The following is a 24,671-nucleotide window of genomic DNA, read 5'->3' as shown; positions in this document are numbered from 1 at the left end:
GATTTCACAAAATTAATTAAGGGGTATATTAAATGAAACGAATGTTGGTAGTGTTATTGGCAGCATTGATAGGTCTGATTATGACAGGATGTTCACAGCAGGAAGTGGAAGAGGAACCGCAGTTTTTAGAAGTTGAGTTGACAGCAAATCCTGAAAAAGCCGAATTAAATGAGGAAATCACGTTTGAAGCCAAGATAACTTATGGAACAGAAAAAGTAGAGGACGCAGACGAAGTGAAATTTGAAATCTGGCGTTCACAGGCAGAAGAACACGAAAAAATTGTGGTGGAACACGATCAAAACGGAATTTATAGCTTGAAAAAATCCTTTGATGAAGAAGGTACCTATTATATTATTTCTCATGTGACTGCCAGAAGGATGCATAATATGCCAAAAATTGAATTTATCGTGGGCAGCCCAAGTGAGCCAGAAGAAGAGGGGAAATCCTCTGAAATGAAAATGGATGACAAAGATTCAGAGTCTGAGGATCAGCATGGGCACTAAAGAGGAAAAAGCGGCGATGGCCGCTTTTTTTCATTCTTTTGCTGTCTATATAAGGCCAATTGGCATGTAATATACATTAATGATTGTCATATTGCCGAAAAAATTGTCATGAAAGACGTCTGGTCAAAAAGTTGTCAATCACTTAATTCTTCCTTTTTTTTGTTTAACTGGTCTTTCGAAACTAAAAAGGAAAATAATGATAATACTATATGATTCAAGTTAAAAGTCTTTTAAACATTGTTTTTTTTACCTATCAAACAAAAAATAATCAAATTCATTTTCATAGTATAATAGTGTTACCTGTTTCTCCCATAAATATTACAAAAATCGCATGATATGATTAGTGTGCAAGAGAGAGACAAACTAAATTTTCGGGAGGAATTCGAGAATGAAAAAGAAAATGATTATAACAGCAATTGCTGCTGCAGCTCTATTCGCTTCTAATCCCGCGATGGATAAAGCAGATGCATCTACTATACAATCAAAGGTTTACTATTACCAAAATGGAAATTTAAGCAACGAGCAAATCAATTCTATTCTGCAAAAGTATTTTAAGAACTATCAATTCTCTTGGAAACAAGCACAGCCAGCTGACACCAAAGTTCAGGAGCCTGTTAAAACTCCAGAACCAACAAAAGTACAAGAACCTGTAAAAGCTCCAGCGCCTGCACCAGTTCAGGAGCCGGCTAAAGCCCCTGCTCAAGAGCCAGCTGCTGCACCTGTATCTTCAGCTGTTAGTGCCTACGAGCAAAAAGTAGTTGAGCTGACAAATCAAGAGAGAGCAAAGAATGGTTTGAAGCCACTTGCTCTTGATACAGAACTAAGTAAAGTAGCAAGGGAAAAATCCCGAGATATGCAAAGCAAAGGTTATTTCAGCCATACTAGCCCAACTTACGGTTCACCTTTCGATATGATGAAGAAGTTTGGAATCTCTTATCGTTCAGCTGGTGAAAACATCGCTATGGGCCAGCGTACCCCAGAAGAAGTAGTAAATGCATGGATGAACAGTTCAGGTCACCGTGCGAACATCCTGAACTCAAGCTATACACATATCGGTGTTGGCCATGTAGCAACAGGTAACTATTGGACACAAATGTTCATTGGGAAATAATGGAAGAAAAAGAGCAGCCACCCGGCTGTTCTTTTTTTGAACTCATTTGGATATGTCGATTTCCGCAAATTGCATATCAACCATTTTTTGTAGCCTTAATTCCAATACGCCATCGCGGTAGTTTGCTGCTGCTCCTTTACGCTTAACGGTCGCTGGCAGTACGAGGGTGTGTTTATCTGAAAGATCAGGGATGTGCTCGACAATAACCTGGTTTGAAGTATAGAAGAGTTTCATTTGTTTTAACATGGATTCATCTTTAAGCGGCAGCCTTACAAAAACATAATCATGAGTTTCAAACATTTCTGCATTTAGTCCGGCCTCAGGCTGGACTGGATTCGGTGCACTTTGCTGCTGCATCCCTTTAAGCCATTCTTCTGGCTTTAACATCCCTTGCATATTTGGCTGGAGCATCTTGCCCATCATTTGCTGGACATAATTTTCAATTTCATCTGGCTTCATTTCCAAAAACTTTTTCTGCGTATTTCGGTCGAACGGCAATAGATTCCAAGGAAACAATTAGATCCCGCCTTTCAAACAGCCCATCTTCGATATGAATAGTATATGCAGGCATCGGCCCAGCGGTTAAAATCTAACGATGTTGATGTGAAAAAGGTTAAAAGTTGCAAAACAGCTTGCTTCTTTTTAGTATAGGGATAAGTAATCTAAAGAAGATGAGGGGTACAGTTGTGGAAAATAAAACTGCTTTGATAACCGGAGGTGCCACCGGTTTAGGGAGGCGGACAGCACTGCAGCTTGCTGCCGAAGGAATAAACATAATCATCAATTATCGTAACAGCAAATTAGAGGCTGAACAGCTTGCAAAGGAATTATCGGAAGTGTTCAACACAAAGAATATTTGTGTGCAGGGAGATATCACTAACTATGATGACTGTAAGACCATTGTTTCCCAGGCACTGAAGGAATTCGCTAAGATAGATATAGTCGTGCATAATGCTGGTCCATACATTTCTGAAAGGAAAAAAATGGCTGATTACCAGGTCGATGAATGGACTTACTTAATAAATGGCAATTTAAATGCCGTTTTCTATTTATCAAATTTACTTATCCCTTCAATGAGGGAACGAAAATGGGGAAGAATCATTACAATTGGTTTCGACAGAGTGGAGTCGGCTCCCGGATGGATTTACAGGTCTGCATTTGCGGCTGCAAAGTCTGGATTGGCTTCTTTGACGAAAACACTTGCAATTGAAGAAGCAGAAAATGGCATCACAGCCAATATGGTTTGTCCAGGTGACATAATAGGCGAGTGGAAAGAAAGGGCAATCAGTCAATCCTTGAAAGTCGAAGATTCTTCAGTACCAGTAGGCAGACCAGGTACAGGTGAAGATATATCAAGGGTTATAAGCTTCCTTGCAAATGATGATTCCAGCTTTATAACGGGGAGCATCATCCCGGTTACAGGAGGAAAAGACGTGCTTGGAAAAGCTTTTCGGGAGAATTTGTAGAAACGCCATCATGGCGTTTTTTTTATTTGATCCGTGATCCACTTACTGGTGACATTTAATGTGAAGGAGCTTGTTTGAATAACACGAAGCACATTGGGAAAACTATTATCAATAAAAAGAAAATTGTATCGAATTATCTAACTATTGATAGTATTTAGTTTACTTTCGTGGGGTGATTATAATGGGAATAGGTTTTAACATGAATAGAATCAATCCAAATCAGACGCAGGTTTTCTTTGAAGATGGACGTTATGAGACGTTAACGGATGCTGAGCTAGAAGTGTTCCTGTCTGAAGCTGCCTTATCGGAGCATGAAGAAATAAAAGGGCAGGATTTACTGAATTAGAAAACGCCCTGTTCAATTACAGGGCGTTTTTATTGTTGAACGGATTATGCCTCCAGCAACTGGGCGGCTTCTTCTTCTTGTACACCAGACCTTTTCAGGTAAAGTGTATATTGATCTTTTGGAATTTCATATAAATCGTAAATTTCCTCAGTAGCATTAAGCTGTTCATAAATATTCTTCCGAGTCTCATTCGCTTTTACCACATAAGGCAGCTTCTCTGCTGCTTTTATGGAGCGGATATTCACCTTCCGGATGCGCATGAAAATAGTTTCAATACCAAGTTCATAAAATAATTCCTGGAAGAATGCATCCTTGGCCAATGTATTGTACCCTTTACCATGAAACGGTTTTCCCAGCCAGGTTCCCAGGAACCCAGCTCCTTCCTGGATATCAAAAAGATTGATCGTACCAATTGGGGCTCCCCACTCATCAAGAATGGTACGGGAAATCAATTCCCCTTGCTCCTCGGATTCTATCGTCTGTTTTGTGACAAATACGAATTCATCATATGAATATGCCTTCTGGCGCACAAAAGGGAAGACCTCCGGATGCGCCATCAGCTCAAATAAATCATGGCAATCATGCAGATCGCGTTTTTTGAGCATTTTGTATCCCTCCACGCAGGGCAGTCCTATCCCGTGCGAATGTAACTACACGGCCACCCTCGAAATTTTTTGTAAGTTGCTAAAAAATTTCGGGGTGGGAATCGAACCCACTAGAACCAGGATACTGGTGGCGCACCATTTGCCTTCCCTAATCACTTTGCTTTATGAAATTTTATTTCCAAAGAGTATAATACAGGATATTTTCAAAAAAGAAAATAGGTTTTTCAACCTTTTTTTCTGCGTTTTTTTGCCAAAAATCTACACCATTTTTCGACTAAAGCTGATACACGATTTTGCCATCGATCATTGTCCATAAGGGCTTAGCGCTGAAGTGGAAAGGATGTTGGCTCCAAAGGACCAAGTCAGCATCTTTACCAGGCTCAATACTGCCGACACGGTCATCAACTCTTAAGTTCCTTGCAGGCAATATCGTAATTCCTTCGAGCGCTTTTTGTTCTGATAAACCTTCCCTGACTGCGATAGCGGCACAAAGATTCAAATATTGGATTGGAGTGTATGGATGATCAGTGGTGACTGAAACTTCAACACCCTGGTCAGTCAATTCCTGATAAGTTCTCCAGCTCTTATTCTTCAGTTCCACTTTTGACCTGCGGGTGAGAGTTGGTCCCACTGACACCTTTAGATTAAGATCAGCTAGCTCTTCGGCAATCAAGTGCCCTTCCGTACAATGCTCAATCCGTAAATCGAGATTGAATTCATCAGCAAATCTGATTGCAGACATGATATCGTCAGCTCTGTGGGCATGGATCCTAACAGGGATTTCCCGGTTCAGCGCTTTTATGATCGGTTTGATCCTTAACGATTCCGGATTTTCGGCATTCATAGCTTCATAAAAAGCTTCCCTTAACATTCCCATGATTCCCATACGTGTGATGGAGTCCTTATTTCCCATACTGTGGATCCTTTTTGGGTTTTCTCCTAACGCAATTTTAAGACCTGCAGTTTCCTGGATAACCATATTTTTAATGTTCTTCCCAGCCGTTTTGATGACAGATGTAGTCCCGCCTATAACATTGGCACTTCCAGGCATAACATGTGCAGTGGTAATACCGTATTTAAGTGCATCGCTAAATGCAGGATCGAGTGGGTAGACACCGTCGATTGCCCGGACATGGGGACTCATCGGCTCAATCGTTTCGTTGGCATCATTTCCGGCCCAGCCTGTACCTTCATCATATAGGCCTAGGTGAGTGTGGACATCGATGAAACCTGGCAGCAAATAGTGATTATTACACTCAATTACCTCCATCCCAGGCTCAATCGCAATTTTAACTTCGATTCTAATTATTTTTCCATCTTCTATAAGAACATCACAATTTGAGCTTGGCTCAGCAGTGATTGGCATTATATTTGCATTCTTCAGCAGTATCCTTTTCATTTTTGATCCTATCCTAAATTTATTTTCTTGCTCATTGGCAAGAAGTCAAGGTTTCTCTTCATTTCATTATAATGAAAAAGTACACCATTGATGAAACTTTTTTACACCTTCTTCGTAAAGTTACTATAAGAGTTTTGGGGGGAGAAAGATCATGCCAAAAAACGACGAAAGACTTATTGCAGCAGGTATTTATGTAATTAGCTTTTTTACTGCTTTTCTTGGCCCGCTGATTATTTGGCTGGCTAAGAAGGATGATTCCAGCTATATTGATTACCACGGAAGGGAGTATATGAACTTTTTTATTTCTTATACTGTCTATGGAATAGTAAGTGGAATTCTTGTCATCCTGCTGATTGGGATCTTCATGTTGTGGGTCATTGGTATTTTAGCCATGGTGTTCACGATTGTAGGTGCGATAAAAGCCTATGAAGGTCAAGAATATCGGATTCCATTCATATTCAGGCTTCTTTAAGACTTCTTTAAGAGGAATTAGTCACAAATCTCTGGCAGATATATGCCGGAGATTTTTTTGGCTGTACTTTACACTGTGTAACAACAAAAAAATTTATTATTTTTTGAACGATATTCCTCTTCAGTCGTCTTATGGGTGTAAGAACAAATGAGGAGGTTATTTAAATGGAATTATTCGCTGATATAAATTGGGCTTTAATTGCCCCTATAGTGATCATCCAAGTGATTTTGTTAATTGTCGCGGTGGTTGATTTAATAAAAATTGAAAAAACAAACGGTCCTAAATGGGTTTGGGCCATTGTTATCCTATTGGTGAACATCGTCGGGCCTATCCTGTATTTCGTGATTGGAAGGAGAAATCATTAATGCCCTTAGTTCGAGTGGAAAATTTGGAAAAGAGTTTTAAAGACTTACGAGTGATCAAAGGGTTGAATTTTGAACTAGAAAATGGGAAATGCGTCGCATTGATCGGCGCCAATGGTGCTGGAAAAACGACCACGCTGAAAATGCTCTCAGGGCTGCTGGAACCAAGCAAAGGTACGATTTCTTTTGCGGGTGAAAAGCAGGGGGGTGACCATCGCCAGTTAATTGGTTATCTTCCGCAACATCCTGTTTTCCATGACTGGATGACAGCGAGGGAATTCCTTGAGTATGTTGGGAAGCTATCTGGATTGGATGCAAAGGAATCGAAGGAGCGGTCAGCTGAACTTCTTGAGCTTGTGGGTATTGCGGATGCAAAAAACAGGAGAATCGGCAAGTTTTCCGGCGGCATGAAGCAGCGGCTTGGGATTGCCCAGGCAATCATTCACAGGCCAAAATTGATTATGCTGGATGAGCCGGTTTCCGCCCTGGACCCATTTGGAAGGCGAGAGGTACTTGAATTGCTGGAGAAGCTAAAGAAGGAAGCGACTGTATTGTTTTCTACTCATATCCTTAATGATGCAGAGGAAGTGTGTGAGAGTATTTTGTTCCTCCACAATGGTGAAATAATAGAATCTGGGACAATGGATGAATTCAGGGAAAAATATCACCAGTCAAAAATCGATCTTGCTTTTAGCCAGGAAGCTTCAAGTTTTTTAATTTCTCTTTCAGAACATCCACTCATCGTTTCCATTCAAACTGAAGGCAATAAAGCAAGTATTTACACGGAAGATCTTGAAACAATTAAAGAGGCATTACTGAGTCAGGCAGCCAGGGAGAACTGGCCTCTCACTAGATATGAAATTGGTTCTGTAAGTCTTGAAGATGTGTTCATGAAGGTGGTGCAAAAATGAAGCAGTGGTTCACTCTATTAAACAAAGAATTCCTGGAGATGGCAAGAAACTACAAATGGGTCTGGATGCCAATCACTTTTATATTACTTGGGGTGATGGACCCATTAACCACCTATTATTTGCCTGAAATCCTTAATTCCGTCGGCGGCCTTCCTGAAGGGACGGTATTTGAAATGCCCGAACCATCTGCTCAAGAAGTATTTATCATGAGTTTGGGACAATACCAGATGATTGGAATATTGGTAATCGTCCTCTCGATGATGGGGATAATTGCTGGTGAAAGAAAGAGTGGTGTCGCACAATTAATCCTTGTAAAGCCAGTTTCCTATTCGTCTTATATTACTTCCAAATGGGCAGCTGCCATTATACTGATCGTCTTATCCTTATTCCTTGGAATGTTGGCAAGCTGGTATTATACAGGTGTTCTATTTGAGTTCATTCCGTTCGGCTCCTTCATGGAATCATTTGGACTATATGCACTTTGGCTCGTACTGGTACTCTCCTTTGTAATCCTTTGCAGTGCAATGTTCATGCAGCCAGTTGCAGCAGGAATGGTAGCGCTTGTTACTGTCTTCGTATTTACAATCTTAGGTGGTTCCTTCCAACACCTTCTCGAATGGAGTCCGACACAGCTAGTATCCTATGTTTCGGAGAAGTTGATTACCGAAAGCTGGCCTGAACATATTTGGCCAGCGACTGGAATGACTTTATTGATGAGTGTGTTATTTGTTGTAATGGCAATCTATATATTTAAAAGAAAAGAGCTTGCTGATTAGGCCCGGTCAATGACCGGGCCTAATTTTTTTTCTAGGAATGAAGAACTGTTTTTGTCATTTGATTTGTCGAAACATTCACTTATTTAGAACTTTAAAATGAATCTTTTAACATATTTTGAAGTTGTTTTCTTTTGAAGTTTATTTAGCGAATAATAAATTAGACCTATTTTTCTGGATAAACACTGGGTTTTAGTGTCGAATTCATTATATTGCTAAAGTTTGAATTTTAAATATAATGAAAATTAAGAAAAAGGAGGGGTAATATGTCGACAAGAAAAAAGCTATATGCAGGAACACTTGCAGTCCTTCTGGGCGCGGCTACCATTTTCAATGCAGGTGTAACGAAAGGGGAAGCTGAATCGAATACAGAGAATACATACCTGGTAATCTTTAAGGATCAACAGGGACTTCCATCTGGTTATGCCGAAGCGATTAAAAAAGCCGGCGGTCAAGTGGAAGATAAATTGGACAAGCTCGGTGCGGTAGAGGTTACCTCTAAAAATGCCAACTTCCTAAAAGAAGTCAAAAAGTCATCCATTGTTTTAGAAGCTGGTGTGGAGAATACTGTATACCCTGAACAAACGATTGATGGAGAGACTGTAGAAGTGGAAGACCTTATTGAAGGTGCAGACTTTTATAACCAATACATGTGGGATATTAAACAAGTAACAAATAACGGTGAATCATGGAATCTTCCAGGTGGAACAGGATTATCAGCAGATGGTGAGGATATCGTTGTCGGTGTCATTGATACTGGAATTGACTATAATCACCCTGATTTAAAAGATAATTACGCAGGCGGTAAGTCTTTTGTTCCTGGTTATGATGATCCAATTGACCAGAACAGCCATGGTACGCATGTTGCCGGTTCCATTGCTGCAAAAGGTGAAGCTCTTGGAGTGGGACCAGATCTTAAGGTTGCATCATACAGAGTGTTTGGTCCAACTGGAGGTGCTGCAACTTCTCATATTGCTGAAGCTCTAATGACAGCCGCTGATGATAATGTTGATGTCGTCAACATGTCTCTTGGTGGTTATGATTGGTTCCAGGATCCTGAGTATGCAACAAAGGACATCGTTGCGGATGTACAATTGTTCAACCGGGCAATTCAGTACGCAATCCAGAAAGGTGTAACAGTTGTAGGCTCTGCAGGGAACAACGCTGTCGATCTTAGCAGCTCTGGTAAATTATCTGGGGATGACAACGGTGCAACACACAGAAGTCCGAGCAGCCAGACAATGATCAGAGTTTCTGCTGGCGGCGCTTTGAAGAACCTTGCATTTTACTCTAACTATGGAGTAGGGAAAATTGACGTTATGGCGCCAGGCGGTGATCTTGGGCCAAATTATGATCCATCTACTGGTGCTGGCAGAGATAATAGTTACCTAGCCTTTAGCACTGTCCCACTATTAGATGCAAATAAAAATGTCATTGGACATGGTTACGGCGGTAAAGGCGGGACTTCAATGGCAGCTCCAAAAGTGGCAGCGCTTGCTGGTGTGGTCATCGCCAAGCATGGCAAGGATCAGCTTAATCCTGCTCAAGTAAAATCAATCATCCAAAGCTCAGCAGAAGATCTATTCAAACCAGGGTATGATGAGCAAACTGGTCATGGTTTGATCAATGCAGTAAATGCATTGACCATTAAATAATTCTATTGAAACCGGACATGTCAAATGTCCGGTTTTGTTCTGTATGAAAAAAGTAGAATGATTAGTCTCCTTGTTTAATAGAATTAAATTGACGAAGTAGATTTTCTTCAAGGAGATAATAGATATGAGCATACAACAACATTACCAGCACACAGCTTATATAAGTTTAAATGGTTCTATTCTATCAGCGGGTCTTCTTGTGGTGATTCTGGCGTCAAGCCTGCTGTTTTCCTGGAACATACCTCTTACTCTTGTAGCAGTACCCTTCTTATTTTTCGTTTTCAGCCACTATAATCGCTATGTTTTGTATAAGAACAAATCAGAAGAGAGCGCGGTAGCATCTCATCATTATGATAATAAACAACTTTTCGAGCAAAACAATCTGCTGATTGGCTTTGCACCTGCACCGGCAGTGAGGTTACTGTTTTTTACACCTGACGGAATGCTGGCCGGTGAATTAAGAGAAATATCTTCTAAAAGCTACCGCTGGTTTCTCCCATATTTTATAGATAAAAGAATCTTGAAAAGAATTGGAATCTATGACTCCAAAGGGAATCTAGAAGGCAGCCTGATACAAGAACGAAATAGGTTTAAGATTCTAAATGCTAATAAAGATGTGATTGGTGTGTATTATCCGAAAAAAGCGGCAAAAGAGACAATTGGCCTTGCTTTCCTGAGCGGCGGCAAAAAAATGAAGGTAGTGAGAATTCCGGGATCGATGCACGATTTTAAGTTTGTTCATGAAGACGGTAAAACGGCTGCCAGGCTGCAAAGAGGATGGATGCCATTGGAATGGACAAAGTTTTTCAAAGAAGCGAATACCCCAGTCTTAACATTTGACTATACGATGGAACAGGCAGACCGGATGGCTGTATTTGCAGCACTCTCCAGCCGATATATGTACTATGAGCACTAGTTTGAAAAATATCCCATATTTGAAAGTTTTGTTTATCCTCCACTGCAATAGGTTAACAAATAGATAAAACTAGCAGGAGGTTGAACCATGAAGAGCCAACAATACCAAGATTGTATCCAGGCATGTATCGAATGTATTGAAGCATGTAATGTTTGTTTTGATTCCTGTTTAAAAGAAGAAAATGTAAAAATGATGGCAGAGTGCATCAGAATGGACAGGGAGTGTGCCGAAATCTGCGGCATGGCAGTAACTGCGATGCAAACAAATAGCCACTTCGTTAATCAAATTTGCGGCCTTTGTGCAGAAATTTGTGAAGCCTGCGGCAATGAATGCAAGCAGCATGATCATGACCACTGCCAAAAATGTGCCGAAGCCTGCTTTAAATGTGCGGAAGAATGCAGGAAAATGGCATCCTAAAAGTTGGTGAACCAGCAATCCATGCTGGTTCTTTTTTCTTTGTGTGATGTATTGGGAACGACTGGGAACAACTGAATGCAGCATGCTGCAATATCAGGAATTCGCTCTGCAAGTTCAAAACGGTAAAAGCAGGAGCTTAGCATTGCCGGAAAGCGTCCGGGAATCCCAAAACGGTAAAAGCAGAAGCTCTGCATTGCCCGAAAAGCGTCCGGGAATCCAAAAACGGTAAAAGCAGGAGCTTAGCATTGCTCGAAAAGCGTCCGTGAGTCCAAAAACGGTAAAAGCAGGAGCTTTGCATTGCCCGAAAAGCGTCCGGGAATACAAAAACGGTAAAAGCAGGAGCTTAGCATTGCTCGAAAAGCGTCCGTGAGTCCAAAAACGGTAAAAGCAGGAGCTTTGCATTGCCCGAAAAGCGTCCGGGAATACAAAAACGGTAAAAGCAGAAGCTCTGCATTGCCCGAAAACCGTCCGGGAATCCAAAAACGGTAAAAGCAGGAGCTTAGCATTGCCCGAAAAGCGTCCGTGAATCCAAAAACGGTAAAAGCAGGAGCTTTGCATTACCCGAAAAGCGTCCGGGAATCCAAAAACGGTAAAAGCAGGAGCTTTGCATTACCCGAAAAGCGTCCGTGAATCCAAAAACGGTAAAAGCAGAAATCACCCAAAAGAAAAATTCAACCTTAAGTCTTTCAATATTGAACAATTCGAGCATTTATGGCATCTTGTAATATAACGAAGGTTTTTGGGGGCGTAAATATGTTTATTGATTTGATTAAGTGTCATGGATCACATAATGACTTTTTATTAATAGATGAAACGGACCGGAATTATAAATTTGATGATTTCAAAAGGCGTGACCTTGCGCTGGCGCTGTGTGATAGGGAGTCGTCACTAGGGGCGGATGGAATCCTGTTCATACGTCCAAGCAAGGTTGCAGACGCTCAGTATCGGATATTTAATTCGGATGGTACAGAGGCATCCATGTGCGGCAATGGTCTTCGCTGTGCTGGACGCTATGTCTGCGAGAAGCTTGGTGTCGAAGAAGCTGTGATCGAAACGATGAAAGCCAACCTCAAGGTCAAAAAGCATGAAGAAATTTTCAGTGATATTCCAACTTACCAGGTGGAAATCTCTCCGGTAACTTTCGACCTGAAGGATTTGCCGTTGAATCTTGACCAGGAAACATTGATTCAGGAGAAGATTCCACAGTTATCGGAGGAATTGACGTTTACAGCTCTGTCAGTTCCTAACCCTCATCTAACGACTGTAGTTAGCAAGGAACAATTGGAATCCAATCTGCAGACGGAATTGAGCGAAAAGGTAAACAATCCTAATGATTTATTTCCTGACGGCGTCAATGTCAGTTTCATAAGGCTTCTTGAAAAGGGAAGCATCTTTGTCAGGACCTTTGAACGAGGCGTTGGCTATACGAATGCTTGTGGAACAGCGATGTCGGCCTCGACACTTGTCACCTGCCTGATGGGGGAAAATGAACTTGGCCAGCCGATCAATGTCTACAATAATGGCGGGATGGTTCAATGTGCTGTCCATAAGGAGAATGAAACTTATACCATTGACTTGATCGGCAATGCTACTTTTGTTTACTCAGCTGAAATAGACGTTGATTTTTCAAAAGAGGGACTACTTACTGAAATCCTTGAACAAGAAGATTTCAACGAGGAAATCCAGTACAGCAAGCTGCAGGAGCATGCTAAAAAGTATCTAAGCCGATTTTAAATGAAGAAAATCCTGAGGAGCTCCCTCAGGATTTTTTTGACTTCAGAACATTCAGTACCGGTTCGAAGTTCTGCTCTGCTTTTGCTGCAAAATAAGTGCGGAATGGACAGCCTAACTTTTGAATGCGCTGGATGATCGTTCCTAAATGGAATTCTTCAATATTCAACTTCTCGTTCACTTCTTCCCAGAATAAAGGAGTGGCGACACCAGCATGTGATTTTCCTCGCGCGGAATAGGGACTGACAATCGTTTTGCCTTCAGCATGCTGAATGTAATCGACATATAAACGGTTACCCCTGTTTTTCTTCAGACGTTCAATCGTAAAGTAATCAGGCTCTTTAGAAACAAGATAGTTCGCGATAAAAGAGGTGAACAGTCTTGTATCATCATAGCTATAACGGTTATCCGGCAGCGGTATATACACCTGAAGACCTTTATTTCCTGAAGTCTTAATAAAGCTGATCAGCTTTAATTCATCCAAAACCTCTTTGATATAAAGCGCAGCCTTGATCGCCAAATGAAAGTCGTCCCTTGATGGAGGATCAAGGTCAAAAACAATCTCATCAGGCCCTTTGCTGTTGATTGTCTGGAATGGAATATGAAATTCAATGGCGATTTGATTCCCAAGCCAGAGCAAAGTTTTCATATTATTGCAGACAATATAGTCGATTCCTTCAGATGTTGAAGTTTGGACAAAATCCGGTGCATAATCAGGAACGTTTTTTTGGTAAAAGGCTTCGCCAAACATACCGTGAGGGTAACGGATCACAGTTAAGAGCCGATTCTCTAGGAATGGAAGCATATAGGGAGAAATCTCCCTTAAATAATGGATATAATCCACCTTTTGAATCGGAGGTTCTTCCCAAATCGGCTTATCTGGATGGGTGATTTCAATATCCGGAGGCAGATTCTTTTGTTGGAAAACGAACTTTTCATAAGTGCAGATGTCTGGACTTAGATCGAATCGGAACTGATGAAAATGAGGCTCTCGGAGTTGGTCCTCGTAAATTTCCAAATACTTTACATCAAGGCAGATGCCTGGTTCTACATAGATGAACTGATTATCTTCACTACTTTTATTTTGCTTGATGATTTGATGGAGGGCGTTTTTTTCCTCGGGCTTGAATCCGAAGATAACCAGCCCGATTTGATGGATTCTTGAATCTTTGTAAACTGAAATATAGAAGTATCCATTGGATTTTTCATATGCCGTCACAAAACAGGAAACATACTTCCAATTCTTCGATTTAATCCAAGTATCCGTTCGTTTTCCTTCTTCCCATTTGCTATTATATTGTTTGGCAATTATGCCCTCGCCATCATATATGACAACTTTCTCCCATATGTCGCTCAATTCTCTTTCACTTGGGACAAGCTGGACCAAGTCCGGGTTTTGGTGGTTGGGAAAGAGTGGGAGTCCAAGGTCAGAAAATAGGGATTGAAGCTTAAGCCGCCGATCTTGATAACTCTCAGGTGCAATGTTTTTTCCTTTTATCCTCAAAAGGTCGAAAACCATTAGCCTGCATGGATTCCTTTCCGCTTCGGTTTTCATTTTTTCCTTAGATCTCATTCTTCCCCTAATTTGGATCGCTCCAAAATTCGCTTTATAAGGGTTCTCAAGATATACCAGCTCTGAGTCCAATGTCAAAGGCAAATATGGTGCAAACATTTCCTTGTTGGCCTTGAGGAACTCCGTCAGTTCCGGAAACAGAGGCAGCAGTGGTTTCCCATTGCGACTTGTTAATTCAATTTCTGAATCCCATGTCAGCAAGGCACGAAAGCCATCAAATTTAATCTCATAACGCCATTCATCCCCCTGTGGCGTTTCAAATGCCAGCGTAGGGAGCATTGGTTTAAGCATTTTCCACATCCTTTCACACCGGTTATTATTTATATTGTTCCTGTTTCGCTCGATACTAGTACGCTGGGAAATGTTTTAACGCATGATAAAACAATTATTAAGCAAATTAGTAATAAAACGAGAAGGTGGAGAATGCAATGCATACAATCTGGAAAGGGAGCATCAGCTTTGGGCTCGTCAACATCCCAATCAAGCTTCATGCTGCGACTGAGGATCGGGACATCAAACTGAGGACCCTTCATAAAGAGTGCCACTCGCCAATAAAATATGAGAAAACCTGTCCCGTGTGTGATGTTGAAGTGAAAAATGAAGACCTCGTGAAAGCTTATGAATACACAAAGGGTAAGTTTGTTGTCCTTGAGGATGAAGATCTAGAGGCTTTAAGGAAAGAAAATGAAGATAAAGCCGTTGAGATTATTGACTTTGTAAAAATGACTGAAATAGACCCGATTTATTTTCAGCGAAGCTATTTCATGTCTCCGAATGAGGGCGGCGGAAAAGCCTATTCTCTTCTGAGGAAGGCCCTACAGGAATCGCAGAAGGTTGGAATTGCCAAAATAATCATTCGAGCAAAAGAGCAGCTTGCAGTAGTACGAGTCTATAATAATACACTTGTCATGGAGACCATCCATTTTCCTGATGAAGTAAGGAACACAGTAGATGTTCCAAATGTACCAGCCGAAGATAAAGTAACAGAGAAGGAATTGGAAACCGCCATCATGCTAATTGACCAGCTGACAACAGAGTTTGAACCTGAAAAATATAAGGATGATTATCGCACCGCACTATTGGAGCTGATTGAAGCGAAGCGTACCGGTAAAGAAATGGTCACACCTACAGAAAAAGAGCCAGTTTCCAATGTTACGGACCTTATGGCAGCGCTACAGGCTTCAATCGACCGTACGAAGCCAGAAATGAAGAAAGACACAGCTCCAGCAAAAAAGAAAAAGACCGCTGCGAAACCAAAGGCAAAAGAAAAGAAACAGGCTTAAAAAACATATGAAAAATACACAGCCGGCCATCACGATGTGGCCGGTTTTACTTTGCATTATTTTTAGAGGAGATTCATGAACTGAAGCAGAATACTTTAGAGAAAAGGGGGATTTTTTAAATGAGAAAAGTTCTTGTGCTTGGGGGAACTCAGTATTTTGGAAAAAAACTGGTGCAAAGGCTCATAGAGAATGGAGATGAAGTGACAGTCGCCACAAGAGGAACTAAAAACGATCCTTTTGGTGAAAATGTAGAGCGGCTGGTCATTGATCGAGAAAAGAAAGAGACGATGTCCGCAGCATTCGAAGGTAAGAATTGGGATCTGGTGTATGATCAATCGTGCTTTTCGCCAATAGAGGCGAGGGACACATCAGAGGCACTCAATGGGAAGGCAAGCCGCTATATTTTTACCTCTACGCAAGCCGTTTATGACTTTGGCACACTTCATGCAGAAGGTAATTTCAATGCAAATACATATCCCATTGAATACAAAAGCCGTAAGGAATACCCTGGTTACGAAGGCTATAAAGAGGCGAAAAGAGCTTCTGAAGCGGTATTCCATCAACTTGGTTATTTTGACGTTGTTTCTGTTCGGTTTCCAATCGTTGTTTCAGAAGATGATTACACTGAACGGCTTAAATTCCATGTGGATAAAATCCTTTCAGGACAGCCAATCGGTATACCAAATCCTGAGTTGCGGTATAGCTTCATTCACGCAGATGAAGCGGCTGAGTTTTTGATGGAAATCGGTAAATCAAAATTTGAAGGGGCAATCAATCCTGGGTCGGCAGGGGATATTAGTCTGGGAGAAATGGTTGGTAAGATGGCCTTACTGGCCAGTAAAAAAGCGATCGTGGAGAATAGCACTGAAAGCAGCACTGTCTCCCCATATGCATTGCCTGGCTCCTGGTCAATCAACACGTCACTTGCATCAGAGCTCGGCTTTAATTTTACCGAACTGAATCAATTATTGGATCAGTTGACGATGTTTTATATTCAGCAGAATGACTCCAAGTAATGATATAAACCCAGGTGCGATTCTTTTGCATCTGGGTTTCTTTAATTTATAGTAAGGAAATAATAAAAGGTTTTTTGAAATGGGTGTCAAATACTATTAAGAACAGGTAAGTAGGGAGTATGTCGATGAGTTTTTTACAGGGGGCAGACAGATGGAGAAGAAAAGCAAATGGAAACTTATGATTTTACCTGCAAGCCTGTTTTTGCTGGCTTTTGGTTTATATGCAGGCTACTCAATGTGGGAAACAAGGAGTCATCAAGATTCCAACAGCAGAAGTGGGGCAGAAAACCTTAAAAATGGAGGCGGGAATGTCGCCGTATTCGGTGAAGATACACTGAAAGAAAACTATACTACGGTTGGCGCCTTCATTCATGAATTTCATACCAAATATAATGATACTCTCGGTTGGGGCCGGATCGATAAAGTTGATTGGGAGGAGCAGAGGGAGATTGCTTCAGAAGTCATCTCTGTATTGACGACTGTCGAAACAGACAATACAGCACTCCAAGCTGATTTTGCTACGATATCCAGTTACTCAAAAATCATTAAGGAAGGGAAGAAAGAGAAGAAAACTTTACTCCAACTTCACCGTTATTTTCATGACCTTGATATTGAATTCAACGGATATAATGATACGAGCGATTATTTTAATATAACGGAATATAAAGACCCTGATAATGGTTAATCCATTCTCACCAGGGTAACATAACAGTGACTAGCAGGCGAAAGGAATGTATTGATCTGTGAAAATAGTGGTCATTTCAGACACTCATATGCCGAGAAAATCGAAAAGTCTGCCAGATAAACTGCTCGCTGACCTGCAGGATTGCGATTATATCATCCATGCTGGAGATTGGCAGACAGTTGAGCTATACAATGAACTTAAACAATTTGGCCCGGTTATCGGCGTCACCGGCAATGTGGATGGACCTGAACTTAAAGGTTTGCTTAAAACAAAGGAAATCCTTCAGGCAGGCAATTTTCGTATAGGTATCGTCCATGGGCATGGAACCGGCAAAACAACCGAGAAAAGGGCTATTGAAACTTTTGAAGACGACAAGGTTGATTGCATCGTGTATGGGCATTCGCATATACCAGTTGTAAAGGAAGTTGAGGGTGTCATTATTTTTAACCCAGGATCACCGACTGACAAAAGGAGACAGAAGCAATTCTCTTATGGTATCCTGACTGTCGGAGAAGAAATTGTGGCAAAGCATGTCTTTTTTTAGAAAAATAGATAGGAGTGTATTTCAACAATGAAAACCTTTGAAGTGAAATTTCACGCTGAAGACCAAGTCGAAACGATGAAGGTTCAGAAATTAAGCAGTGAGGATTATGAACAGGCTACTGAAGGCGGCACACGCCATCTGTTTGATTTGGATACGAATATTGGTTTCTTCGTGTTTTTTGACGCAGAAGATAAAGATGGCAAAGAGTATTATTTAATGCTTCAATACGAGGAGCAGAATGAAGAGCCTTCAAATTGTTATGGCTTTCAACTGAAGGATTTCTATGAATTTTCAGCATTATACTTGAATGACCTAGAATTTACTGAAGAACTTAACGAAGAAGAAGGGGAGCTCGGACCTGTCCAGCATCTTGCGCATCTGCTTTACCACATCGTTGAGGAAGGCAAGACAGTAGAGGCATAGAAATAAACAAAAAAGAGCAGAAGTCTGCTCTTTTTAATTTGTCTCCTCTTCGTTCTCTTCCTCTTCATCAGCTGGCAAGTTTTCCTCACAATACTTTTGTACTTGCACTACTTCATCTTCCTCAAGTTCGAAGTCAAGAACCTTTTCTGTTTCCTGCTCAATAAAATAGTTTTGCAGGATTTTGGTCTCTTCGCCGTTCACTAAAAAAAGCACCTTTAACAGTAACCCTTTTTCAGTGTATAGCTCGTCCTCTTCGTCAACCTCGATATTTAAAAAATACTCATACCTGCTCCCCGAAAGAAGTCCAAATGGGTCTTCAAGGAACTCGACAGTATGTCCGATAATATTCATGAATGCTCATCCTTTTAATTTTGTCCCCTCTATTATATATCGAAAACATCAAAAACAATCAAGAAATTCGCGGTAAACAAAAGAGTGCTCAATAACAGAGCACTCTTTTGTCACATTTCAAAGGAACAGCTTCAATGCCTGATAACCGAAAAATAGGGCAAAGCCAATTAATGATACCCCCGATAATAGTGAAATAACCGTAAGTAATCTTGTTGTAAGCAGCTTACGGAAGCTGCTGGATATTGCGGCCATGATGATATCCCAGAGTATTAGGCCCAATATGATGCCAAAGCTGTATATGATTAGCTCGCCGGTACCGTAGGAGGAAGCGGTCTTGGCTAGGACAGAGCCGTAAATTCCAAGCCAAAACAAAATCGTCAGCGGATTGGAGATGGACATGATAAACCCGGATAAAAAGGACTTGAAGCCGGATTCTCCGCCTCTGTTTTCCATGACGATTTTGCCAGATCCGATAATTGTCTCTATCCCTGTATACATCAAGACAAAGAATCCGAATAGCCAGAGAAAGGATTGCATAAACGGAGTCTCGAGGTATTTGACTACACCAAGATAGACAGTCAGCATGTAAATGATATCAGCTGTCAGGGCGCCCAGGCCAAGAAGCCATGCCTGAAAAAAACCGCTCTTAATCCCTTTGTCCATCTGTGCAGCATTAACAGGGCCAATCGGGGCGGCCAGTGATAATCCAAGGAAAATATAACCCAAGAAGACATTCACTTTATAATTCCTCCAATGGTCTAACCGTAATTTGCTTGTACTATTTCTATTCAGACTTATGGAGGCGTACAACCTATTTTTGCAGAAAAAATTTATTTTTTTATGGCAGTCTAAATAAATTTAAAATGAAAAGAATATACTAGTAACTGTTGCACAGGCGACTGCCGATGTGTCACTTTTGGTAAAAATAAGAAAGTGTGGTAAAATGGAATAGATATCAACTTTCGGATCATTCATTTATTATAAAAAGTTTCATTTGCCGGCTTTTTAAAATAAATGAATTTTTTTATCAATCGAACGATGATAAGGTCCTTTCGGATATTTTGCTGCTTTTAATAATCCAGAATAAACTGGGTATTGTTGAAAGCCTTCAGAATTTGAAAGGGGCATAATTAAACCAATAGGAGCGTGAGGAAATGGCATTTGGAAGAAAACCGCCTGAAGAGATCGTAACAGCTGAAACGAAAATATGGGTATGTACTTCTGATGATTGCAATTGCTGGGTTCGCGACAACTTTAAAAGCAGCAATGTCCCCGCTTGCCCAATTTGTAAAAGTGATATGGAGCAGGAGACTAAGGTTCTTGAAGTAGTCAACAACCATAGTCAGAATTTAATTGGATAATATTGAACTCAAAACAGTCTGGATGGCATATCCGGGCTGTTTTTTTGCACAAAAAAAGTGCCCATTGTATAGGCACCTTTTCTGTATGCGGATGAGAGGACTTGAACCTCCACGGTGTTGCCACCACTAGAACCTGAATCTAGCGCGTCTGCCGATTCCGCCACACCCGCGTTTCTATAAGAATTATAGCACAAAAACGATCAATTTCAATCATAAAATTTCATGCGGATGAAGAACGATAGGGTCTTTAGTGCCCATAGCATTTTTTGAAAAAATTGGACAGGTAGTATTAGGATTACATTTTTCACATACAATGTACAAAGTTTTGTATGTGGGGGACGAGGCCTTGAGTGTCAGTTTACTAGTCAGTTATATATTCCTTGGGTTAACGCTGGCAGCTCCGATTGGACCGGTAAATTCAGCCAGGTTGGATAAGGGGATCAAAAATGGGTTCTGGCATGCCTGGATTGTTGGGACAGGTTCCATGATTGCCGATGCTATTTTTATGCTGTTAATCTATTTGGGTCTTGTCAATTTCTTGGACATGCCGATCATTCAAATATTTCTCTGGTTGTTTGGCGGATTCGTCCTGATTTACTCGGGAATCGAGTGTATGATAAAGGCGAATCATATCGACCTCGCTTTCAGCCGTGGTAAAGAATCAATGCTCAAATGCTTCCTTACAGGTTTTATCATGTCGATCAGCAGTCCTTTATCCATCCTTTTCTGGCTAGGAATCTATGGTTCTGTTCTTGCAAAAACAGCCAGCAACTATGGAAGGGCAGACTTATTGATTTATAGCAGCATGATTTTTCTTGGGCTTGCTTTGTGGGATCTTTTCGTAGCAGCGATAACAAGCGGTTTCAGGAGATTCCTGAATTACGGCAGCTTGAGGGCTATTTCAATCTTATCAGGCCTTTCTTTGCTTGGTTTTGGCGTTTATTTTGGGTATCAAGGTATCAAGGCAGTACTTTTATAGTCATACTACTGAGAAACCTCCTCCATGGAGGTTTTTTTATTTTCTGATAACAATCAAAACCGTTCAAAATTATTTAATTTTTGATTATTAATGATTGTTTTTGAAAGAAAATGATTGATTTTTGAAATCGATTACATTATGATGATAATACGAAGCAAATAGGAGGAATGGCTCATGTTAACACCTGAGCGCCACCAGCTCATTTTACAAATGATTAAAGAGAAACCAATAGTGAAAATACAGGAATTAGTTGATGTGACCGAGGCTTCGGAGTCAACCATCCGCCGTGACCTGACCATCCTCGAGGAAGGGAAGTTCCTGAAAAGAGTACATGGAGGAGCAGCCAGGTTAAGGGGGAAACTCCAGGAACCCAGCATGATTGAAAAATCCACCAAATACCTTCAGGAAAAAAGACAAATCGCTCAATATGCAGCAAGTCTAGTAGAAGAAGGAGACAGTATTTATCTAGATGCAGGTTCCACTGTTCTGGAAATGATCAGTTTCCTTCCGTTCAATGGTATCGTCGTGGTGACGAATGGCCTTATGCACTTACCGCAGCTGCTTGAAAGAAGTATAGAAACATATGTGATAGGCGGTTATGCCAAGCCAAAAACGAATGCAATCATCGGAAGAGGAGCTCTAGCAAGCCTTGAGCAGTATCGTTTCGATAAATGCTTTCTCGGAGTGAATGGTATACACCCTCATTCTGGATATACGACACCAGACCAGGAAGAAGCAATGATCAAGCAGAAAGCGATCTCTTTGTCTCGTGAGTCATTTGTACTTGCTGATGACACAAAGTTTTCTGAGATTACTTTCGCAAAAATAGCAGACCTCCATGAAGCTGCAATCATCACAAATTCCATTGATGAGGATCATAAAGGACAATATACGAGCAAAACTTCAATAAAGGTTGTGACATCATGATTTACACACTGACTCTTAATCCATCTGTCGATTATATCGTTGAAGCAGATGAAATCCAGCTCGGCAGCTTGAATAGGACCTTAAATGAAACAAAGCTTCCCGGAGGCAAAGGAATCAATGTTTCAAGGGTACTGAGCTCCCTTGGAGTTGAAAGCAAGGCTACAGGTTTTATTGGAGGCTTCACCGGCAGGTATGTCGAGGAGTTTCTTAACAGGGAAGGCGTGCAAACAGGTTTTGTCAACGTTGAGGGTGATACACGGATCAACGTTAAGATCAAGTCTGGTTCAGAAACAGAAATAAATGCTCGTGGCCCGGAGATTTCATCACATGCTATAGATTCGTTGAAGGAACAGATCATGAAGCTGGGAAATGGCGATTATCTTGTTCTCGCAGGAAGCATTCCAGCCAGCATGCCTGATTCCATTTATGAAGAAGTAGTGCAAATTTGCAGGGACACAGGAGCAGAAATAATCGTGGATGCAGAAGGAGACCTGCTTAAAGATATCCTTTGTCACAGGCCATTCCTGATCAAGCCGAATCATCATGAATTAGGTCAGTTCTTCAACAAGGAAATCACCGATGCTGATGAAGCCATCTTTTATGGGAAAAAGCTTGTCGAAGCGGGTGCTAAAAATGTCATCGTTTCATTAGCAGAGAAAGGTGCCGTCTTTATCAATGAACATGACGCCTATAAGTCTACTGTGCCTCAAGGCGAAGTCAAGAGTTCAGTAGGTGCCGGAGATTCAATGGTGGCTGGTTTCCTGGCCCAATATCTAAAATCCAGGGACATCAAAGAAGCATTCCGCTATAGTGTTGCATCTGGAAGTGCAACAGCATTTTCGATCGGGTTATGTACACCTGACAAAGTTGAAAAAATTCTTCCAGAAGTAAAAATACTAAACAGCTAGTAAGGGGGAGAAAACATGAGAATCACAGAACTGCTGACTAAAGAGACAATTTTATTATCAATGAGTGCTGCATCAAAGCAAGATGCAGTGAATGAGCTTGTTGGAGTGCTTGAGCGGGCGGGGAAAATTACGGACCATAATGCTTTTAAAGAAGCCATTCTAAAACGAGAACAACAAAGTACCACAGGAGTAGGGGATGGAATCGCCATTCCTCACGCGAAAACATCAGTCGTAAAGGAAGCGACAATTGTGTTCGGTAGGTCGGAGGCTGGAATCGATTATGAATCATTAGACGGACAGCCCGCACATCTGTTCTTTATGATTGCAGCACCAGAAGGAGCAAATAATACCCACCTGGAAGCGCTAGCGAGACTATCTTCCATTTTGATGAAAGCTGATGCCCGCGAAAAGCTGCTCGGAGCAAAGACTGCTGATGATGTCATTGGGATCATTAACAGCTACGATCAGGATGAAAGTGAAGAAAAGGTTGAAAGAAATAATAAAAAATTCATCGTTGCGGTCACTGCATGTCCTACAGGAATTGCCCATACTTATATGGCCGCAGATTCCTTAAAAGCAAAAGCAGCCGAAATGGGCATAGATATCAAGGTTGAAACGAATGGCTCAGGCGGAGCGAAAAATGTCCTTACAAAAGAAGACATTGAAAACGCCGAAGCAGTCATCATTGCCGCTGACACAAAGGTGGATATGGATCGCTTTGCTGGAAAACCTTTAATTGATGTACCGGTTGCAGATGGAATCCGCAAACCTAAGGACTTGATTGAAAAGGCGGTCAAAAAGGACGCTCCACTCTACAAGGCTTCAGGCAATGCATCGGCAGAAAAGAAAGAAAGCCGCGGAGGAGTTTATAAGCATCTGATGAATGGAGTTTCGAACATGCTTCCATTCGTAGTTGGCGGCGGTATCTTAATAGCTATTTCATTCATGTTCGGCTACAATGCCTTTAATCCAGATGATCCTTCTTATCACCCAATCGCCAAGGCATTGATGGACATTGGCGGAGGAAGTGGTGCATTTGGTTTACTGGTGCCGATTCTTGCCGGCTTTATCGCACTAAGTATTGCTGACAGACCAGGTTTTGCACCGGGTATGGTCGGTGGTTTGCTCGCAGCAACTGGAGGCGGCGGATTCCTTGGCGGTTTAGTAGCTGGTTTCCTTGCGGGTTACCTGGTATTAGGGCTTAAGAAATTGTTCGCTGGACTTCCTGCTTCACTTGAAGGGATCAAGACCATTCTGTTGTATCCATTGTTCGGTATTGCTTTAACAGGATTCATCATGCTGTTTTTAGTTAACAAACCAGTTGGTGCCTTGAATCAGGCAATCACAGATTGGCTTTCAGGATTGGGAACTGGGAATGCAGTATTGCTGGGTATTGTCCTCGGGCTAATGATGGCGTTCGACATGGGCGGACCAGTAAATAAAGCTGCATATGTTTTCGGAACAGGCTTGCTTGCAAACGGTGTTTATGAGCCAATGGCTGCGATCATGGCAGCTGGTATGGTTCCTCCGCTAGGCATTGCACTGGCAACAACTTTCTTTAAAAATAAGTTTTCAAAAGAAGACCAGGATGCAGGAAAGGCAAACTATATTATGGGACTCTCTTTCATCACGGAAGGTGCCATCCCGTTTGCAGCTGCAGACCCACTTCGTGTTATCCCTTCAGTAATGGCTGGATCAGCTGTTGCGGGTGGATTGACCATGATGTTCAACATTGGCCTGAGAGCTCCTCACGGCGGACTCTTCGTAGTACCGCTTGTCGAGGGAGGGTGGCTATTATATCTTGCCGCAATTCTCATCGGTTCAGTTGTCACAGCAATCTTACTAGGAATATTAAAGAAACCAGTTACAAGATAAAGCCAAAGGCCTGCAGGGTAATTCTGCAGGTCTTTTTGTTCGCATGAGAATATTCCCGCATCCATCCCTAATATGCTTA

Annotated in this window: 28 protein-coding genes and 1 tRNA gene; 22 read left to right on the top strand and 7 right to left on the bottom strand. The window is 41.4% G+C overall.

All coding sequences use genetic code 11. The annotated features are described in order from the left end of the window. The first annotated feature begins 32 nt into the window (after nt 1-32). On the top strand, nt 33-503 hold the full coding sequence (locus LGO15_RS14965; protein WP_167833705.1) for a FixH family protein: 471 nt from the start codon (nt 33-35) through the stop codon (nt 501-503). Nucleotides 504-891: 388 nt separating this feature from the next. Continuing rightward, nucleotides 892-1,614, top strand: coding sequence for a CAP domain-containing protein (locus LGO15_RS14960; RefSeq protein ID WP_167833704.1), 723 nt, complete (start codon nt 892-894; stop codon nt 1,612-1,614). A gap of 42 nt (nt 1,615-1,656) precedes the next feature. Here LGO15_RS14960 and LGO15_RS14955 read toward each other — a convergent pair whose 3' ends face one another. Then, the gene (locus LGO15_RS14955) at nt 1,657-2,130 is read right to left on the bottom strand and encodes an Hsp20/alpha crystallin family protein (protein ID WP_167833703.1); all 474 of its coding nucleotides are present in this window, start codon (nt 2,128-2,130) and stop codon (nt 1,657-1,659) included. 170 nt (nt 2,131-2,300) lie between these two features. On the opposite strand from LGO15_RS14955, the gene LGO15_RS14950 reads away from it, so the two are divergent. Further along, a complete protein-coding gene (locus LGO15_RS14950; protein WP_167833702.1) occupies nt 2,301-3,080 on the top strand; it encodes an SDR family oxidoreductase in 780 nt (259 codons plus the stop codon). A 181-nt stretch (nt 3,081-3,261) separates the two neighbouring features. Then, nucleotides 3,262-3,426, top strand: coding sequence for a hypothetical protein (locus tag LGO15_RS14945; RefSeq protein ID WP_167833641.1), 165 nt, complete (start codon nt 3,262-3,264; stop codon nt 3,424-3,426). Nucleotides 3,427-3,470: 44 nt separating this feature from the next. Here LGO15_RS14945 and LGO15_RS14940 read toward each other — a convergent pair whose 3' ends face one another. After that, entirely contained in the window at nt 3,471-4,031 is a 561-nt protein-coding gene (locus LGO15_RS14940) for a GNAT family N-acetyltransferase (protein WP_167833701.1), read from the bottom strand. A gap of 274 nt (nt 4,032-4,305) precedes the next feature. After that, nucleotides 4,306-5,430 carry an amidohydrolase gene (locus LGO15_RS14935; protein ID WP_226085189.1) on the bottom strand — a complete coding sequence of 375 codons (1,125 nt, stop codon included), beginning with the start codon at nt 5,428-5,430 and terminating at the stop codon, nt 4,306-4,308. 151 nt (nt 5,431-5,581) lie between these two features. Between LGO15_RS14935 and LGO15_RS14930 the strand changes: the two genes are divergently transcribed. From LGO15_RS14930 to dapF, 8 genes are all read left to right on the top strand, one after another. Continuing rightward, nucleotides 5,582-5,902 carry a DUF4870 domain-containing protein gene (locus LGO15_RS14930; RefSeq protein ID WP_167833699.1) on the top strand — a complete coding sequence of 107 codons (321 nt, stop codon included), beginning with the start codon at nt 5,582-5,584 and terminating at the stop codon, nt 5,900-5,902. Between the two features lie 164 nt (nt 5,903-6,066). After that, a complete protein-coding gene (locus tag LGO15_RS14925) occupies nt 6,067-6,267 on the top strand; it encodes a PLD nuclease N-terminal domain-containing protein (protein ID WP_167833698.1) in 201 nt (66 codons plus the stop codon). Continuing rightward, on the top strand, nt 6,267-7,175 hold the full coding sequence (locus tag LGO15_RS14920; RefSeq protein ID WP_167833697.1) for an ABC transporter ATP-binding protein: 909 nt from the start codon (nt 6,267-6,269) through the stop codon (nt 7,173-7,175). Before LGO15_RS14925 ends, LGO15_RS14920 begins: the two co-directional genes overlap by 1 nt. After that, on the top strand, nt 7,172-7,951 hold the full coding sequence (locus LGO15_RS14915; RefSeq protein WP_226085188.1) for an ABC transporter permease: 780 nt from the start codon (nt 7,172-7,174) through the stop codon (nt 7,949-7,951). The genes LGO15_RS14920 and LGO15_RS14915 overlap by 4 nt, the downstream gene beginning before the upstream one ends. A gap of 263 nt (nt 7,952-8,214) precedes the next feature. Then, nucleotides 8,215-9,603, top strand: a complete 1,389-nt coding sequence (locus tag LGO15_RS14910) for a S8 family peptidase (RefSeq protein ID WP_226085187.1) — start codon at nt 8,215-8,217, stop codon at nt 9,601-9,603. 124 nt (nt 9,604-9,727) lie between these two features. Next, nucleotides 9,728-10,519, top strand: coding sequence for a hypothetical protein (locus tag LGO15_RS14905; RefSeq protein WP_167833695.1), 792 nt, complete (start codon nt 9,728-9,730; stop codon nt 10,517-10,519). Between the two features lie 87 nt (nt 10,520-10,606). Further along, nucleotides 10,607-10,936, top strand: coding sequence for a four-helix bundle copper-binding protein (locus LGO15_RS14900; protein ID WP_167833694.1), 330 nt, complete (start codon nt 10,607-10,609; stop codon nt 10,934-10,936). Nucleotides 10,937-11,689: 753 nt separating this feature from the next. Next, on the top strand, nt 11,690-12,670 hold the full coding sequence (dapF, locus tag LGO15_RS14895) for a diaminopimelate epimerase (RefSeq protein ID WP_167833693.1): 981 nt from the start codon (nt 11,690-11,692) through the stop codon (nt 12,668-12,670). Between the two features lie 25 nt (nt 12,671-12,695). Here the strand turns inward: dapF and LGO15_RS14890 are convergent, their stop codons facing one another. After that, nucleotides 12,696-14,531 carry a DNA ligase D gene (locus LGO15_RS14890; protein WP_167833692.1) on the bottom strand — a complete coding sequence of 612 codons (1,836 nt, stop codon included), beginning with the start codon at nt 14,529-14,531 and terminating at the stop codon, nt 12,696-12,698. A 137-nt stretch (nt 14,532-14,668) separates the two neighbouring features. Between LGO15_RS14890 and LGO15_RS14885 the strand changes: the two genes are divergently transcribed. The 5 genes from LGO15_RS14885 to LGO15_RS14865 all read left to right on the top strand — a co-directional run bounded on the left by LGO15_RS14885 (nt 14,669) and on the right by LGO15_RS14865 (nt 18,191). Next, a complete protein-coding gene (locus tag LGO15_RS14885; RefSeq protein WP_167833691.1) occupies nt 14,669-15,523 on the top strand; it encodes a non-homologous end joining protein Ku in 855 nt (284 codons plus the stop codon). Between the two features lie 119 nt (nt 15,524-15,642). Then, nucleotides 15,643-16,539 carry an NAD-dependent epimerase/dehydratase family protein gene (locus LGO15_RS14880; RefSeq protein ID WP_226085186.1) on the top strand — a complete coding sequence of 299 codons (897 nt, stop codon included), beginning with the start codon at nt 15,643-15,645 and terminating at the stop codon, nt 16,537-16,539. A 151-nt stretch (nt 16,540-16,690) separates the two neighbouring features. After that, nucleotides 16,691-17,224 carry a hypothetical protein gene (locus tag LGO15_RS14875; protein WP_167833689.1) on the top strand — a complete coding sequence of 178 codons (534 nt, stop codon included), beginning with the start codon at nt 16,691-16,693 and terminating at the stop codon, nt 17,222-17,224. A 58-nt stretch (nt 17,225-17,282) separates the two neighbouring features. Beyond that, complete coding sequence (locus LGO15_RS14870; RefSeq protein ID WP_167833688.1) at nt 17,283-17,768, top strand: metallophosphoesterase family protein; 486 nt, start codon at nt 17,283-17,285, stop codon at nt 17,766-17,768. 27 nt (nt 17,769-17,795) lie between these two features. Next, a complete protein-coding gene (locus LGO15_RS14865) occupies nt 17,796-18,191 on the top strand; it encodes a cytosolic protein (RefSeq protein ID WP_226085185.1) in 396 nt (131 codons plus the stop codon). Between the two features lie 33 nt (nt 18,192-18,224). Here LGO15_RS14865 and LGO15_RS14860 read toward each other — a convergent pair whose 3' ends face one another. Beyond that, nucleotides 18,225-18,542: a DUF6509 family protein gene (locus tag LGO15_RS14860; RefSeq protein WP_167833686.1), complete on the bottom strand. Its 318-nt coding sequence runs from the start codon at nt 18,540-18,542 to the stop codon at nt 18,225-18,227. Nucleotides 18,543-18,659: 117 nt separating this feature from the next. Then, nucleotides 18,660-19,280, bottom strand: a complete 621-nt coding sequence (locus LGO15_RS14855; protein ID WP_167833685.1) for a LysE family transporter — start codon at nt 19,278-19,280, stop codon at nt 18,660-18,662. A 416-nt stretch (nt 19,281-19,696) separates the two neighbouring features. Between LGO15_RS14855 and LGO15_RS14850 the strand changes: the two genes are divergently transcribed. Next, nucleotides 19,697-19,903 (top strand): cold-shock protein, encoded by a 207-nt coding sequence (locus LGO15_RS14850; RefSeq protein ID WP_167833684.1) that lies wholly within the window; start codon nt 19,697-19,699, stop codon nt 19,901-19,903. Between the two features lie 86 nt (nt 19,904-19,989). Here LGO15_RS14850 and LGO15_RS14845 read toward each other — a convergent pair. Continuing rightward, nucleotides 19,990-20,073, bottom strand: a tRNA-Leu gene (locus LGO15_RS14845). A gap of 176 nt (nt 20,074-20,249) precedes the next feature. Between LGO15_RS14845 and LGO15_RS14840 the strand changes: the two genes are divergently transcribed. The 4 genes from LGO15_RS14840 (at nt 20,250) to LGO15_RS14825 (ending at nt 24,592) form a co-directional block, all read left to right on the top strand. After that, a complete protein-coding gene (locus LGO15_RS14840) occupies nt 20,250-20,882 on the top strand; it encodes a LysE family transporter (RefSeq protein WP_167833683.1) in 633 nt (210 codons plus the stop codon). A 174-nt stretch (nt 20,883-21,056) separates the two neighbouring features. Further along, nucleotides 21,057-21,809, top strand: coding sequence for a DeoR/GlpR family DNA-binding transcription regulator (locus LGO15_RS14835; protein ID WP_226085184.1), 753 nt, complete (start codon nt 21,057-21,059; stop codon nt 21,807-21,809). Beyond that, nucleotides 21,806-22,717 (top strand): 1-phosphofructokinase, encoded by a 912-nt coding sequence (gene pfkB / locus LGO15_RS14830; RefSeq protein WP_226085183.1) that lies wholly within the window; start codon nt 21,806-21,808, stop codon nt 22,715-22,717. Before LGO15_RS14835 ends, pfkB begins: the two co-directional genes overlap by 4 nt. Nucleotides 22,718-22,732: 15 nt before the next feature. After that, entirely contained in the window at nt 22,733-24,592 is a 1,860-nt protein-coding gene (locus LGO15_RS14825; RefSeq protein WP_226085182.1) for a PTS fructose transporter subunit IIABC, read from the top strand. Nucleotides 24,593-24,671: the final 79 nt, after the last annotated feature.

This window comes from Mesobacillus sp. S13, from assembly GCF_020422885.1.
Classification (GTDB): Bacteria; Bacillota; Bacilli; order Bacillales; family Cytobacillaceae; genus Mesobacillus; species Mesobacillus selenatarsenatis_A.
Note: the sequence above shows the minus strand (reverse complement) of the source record. Positions and strands in the feature narration are given on the sequence as shown.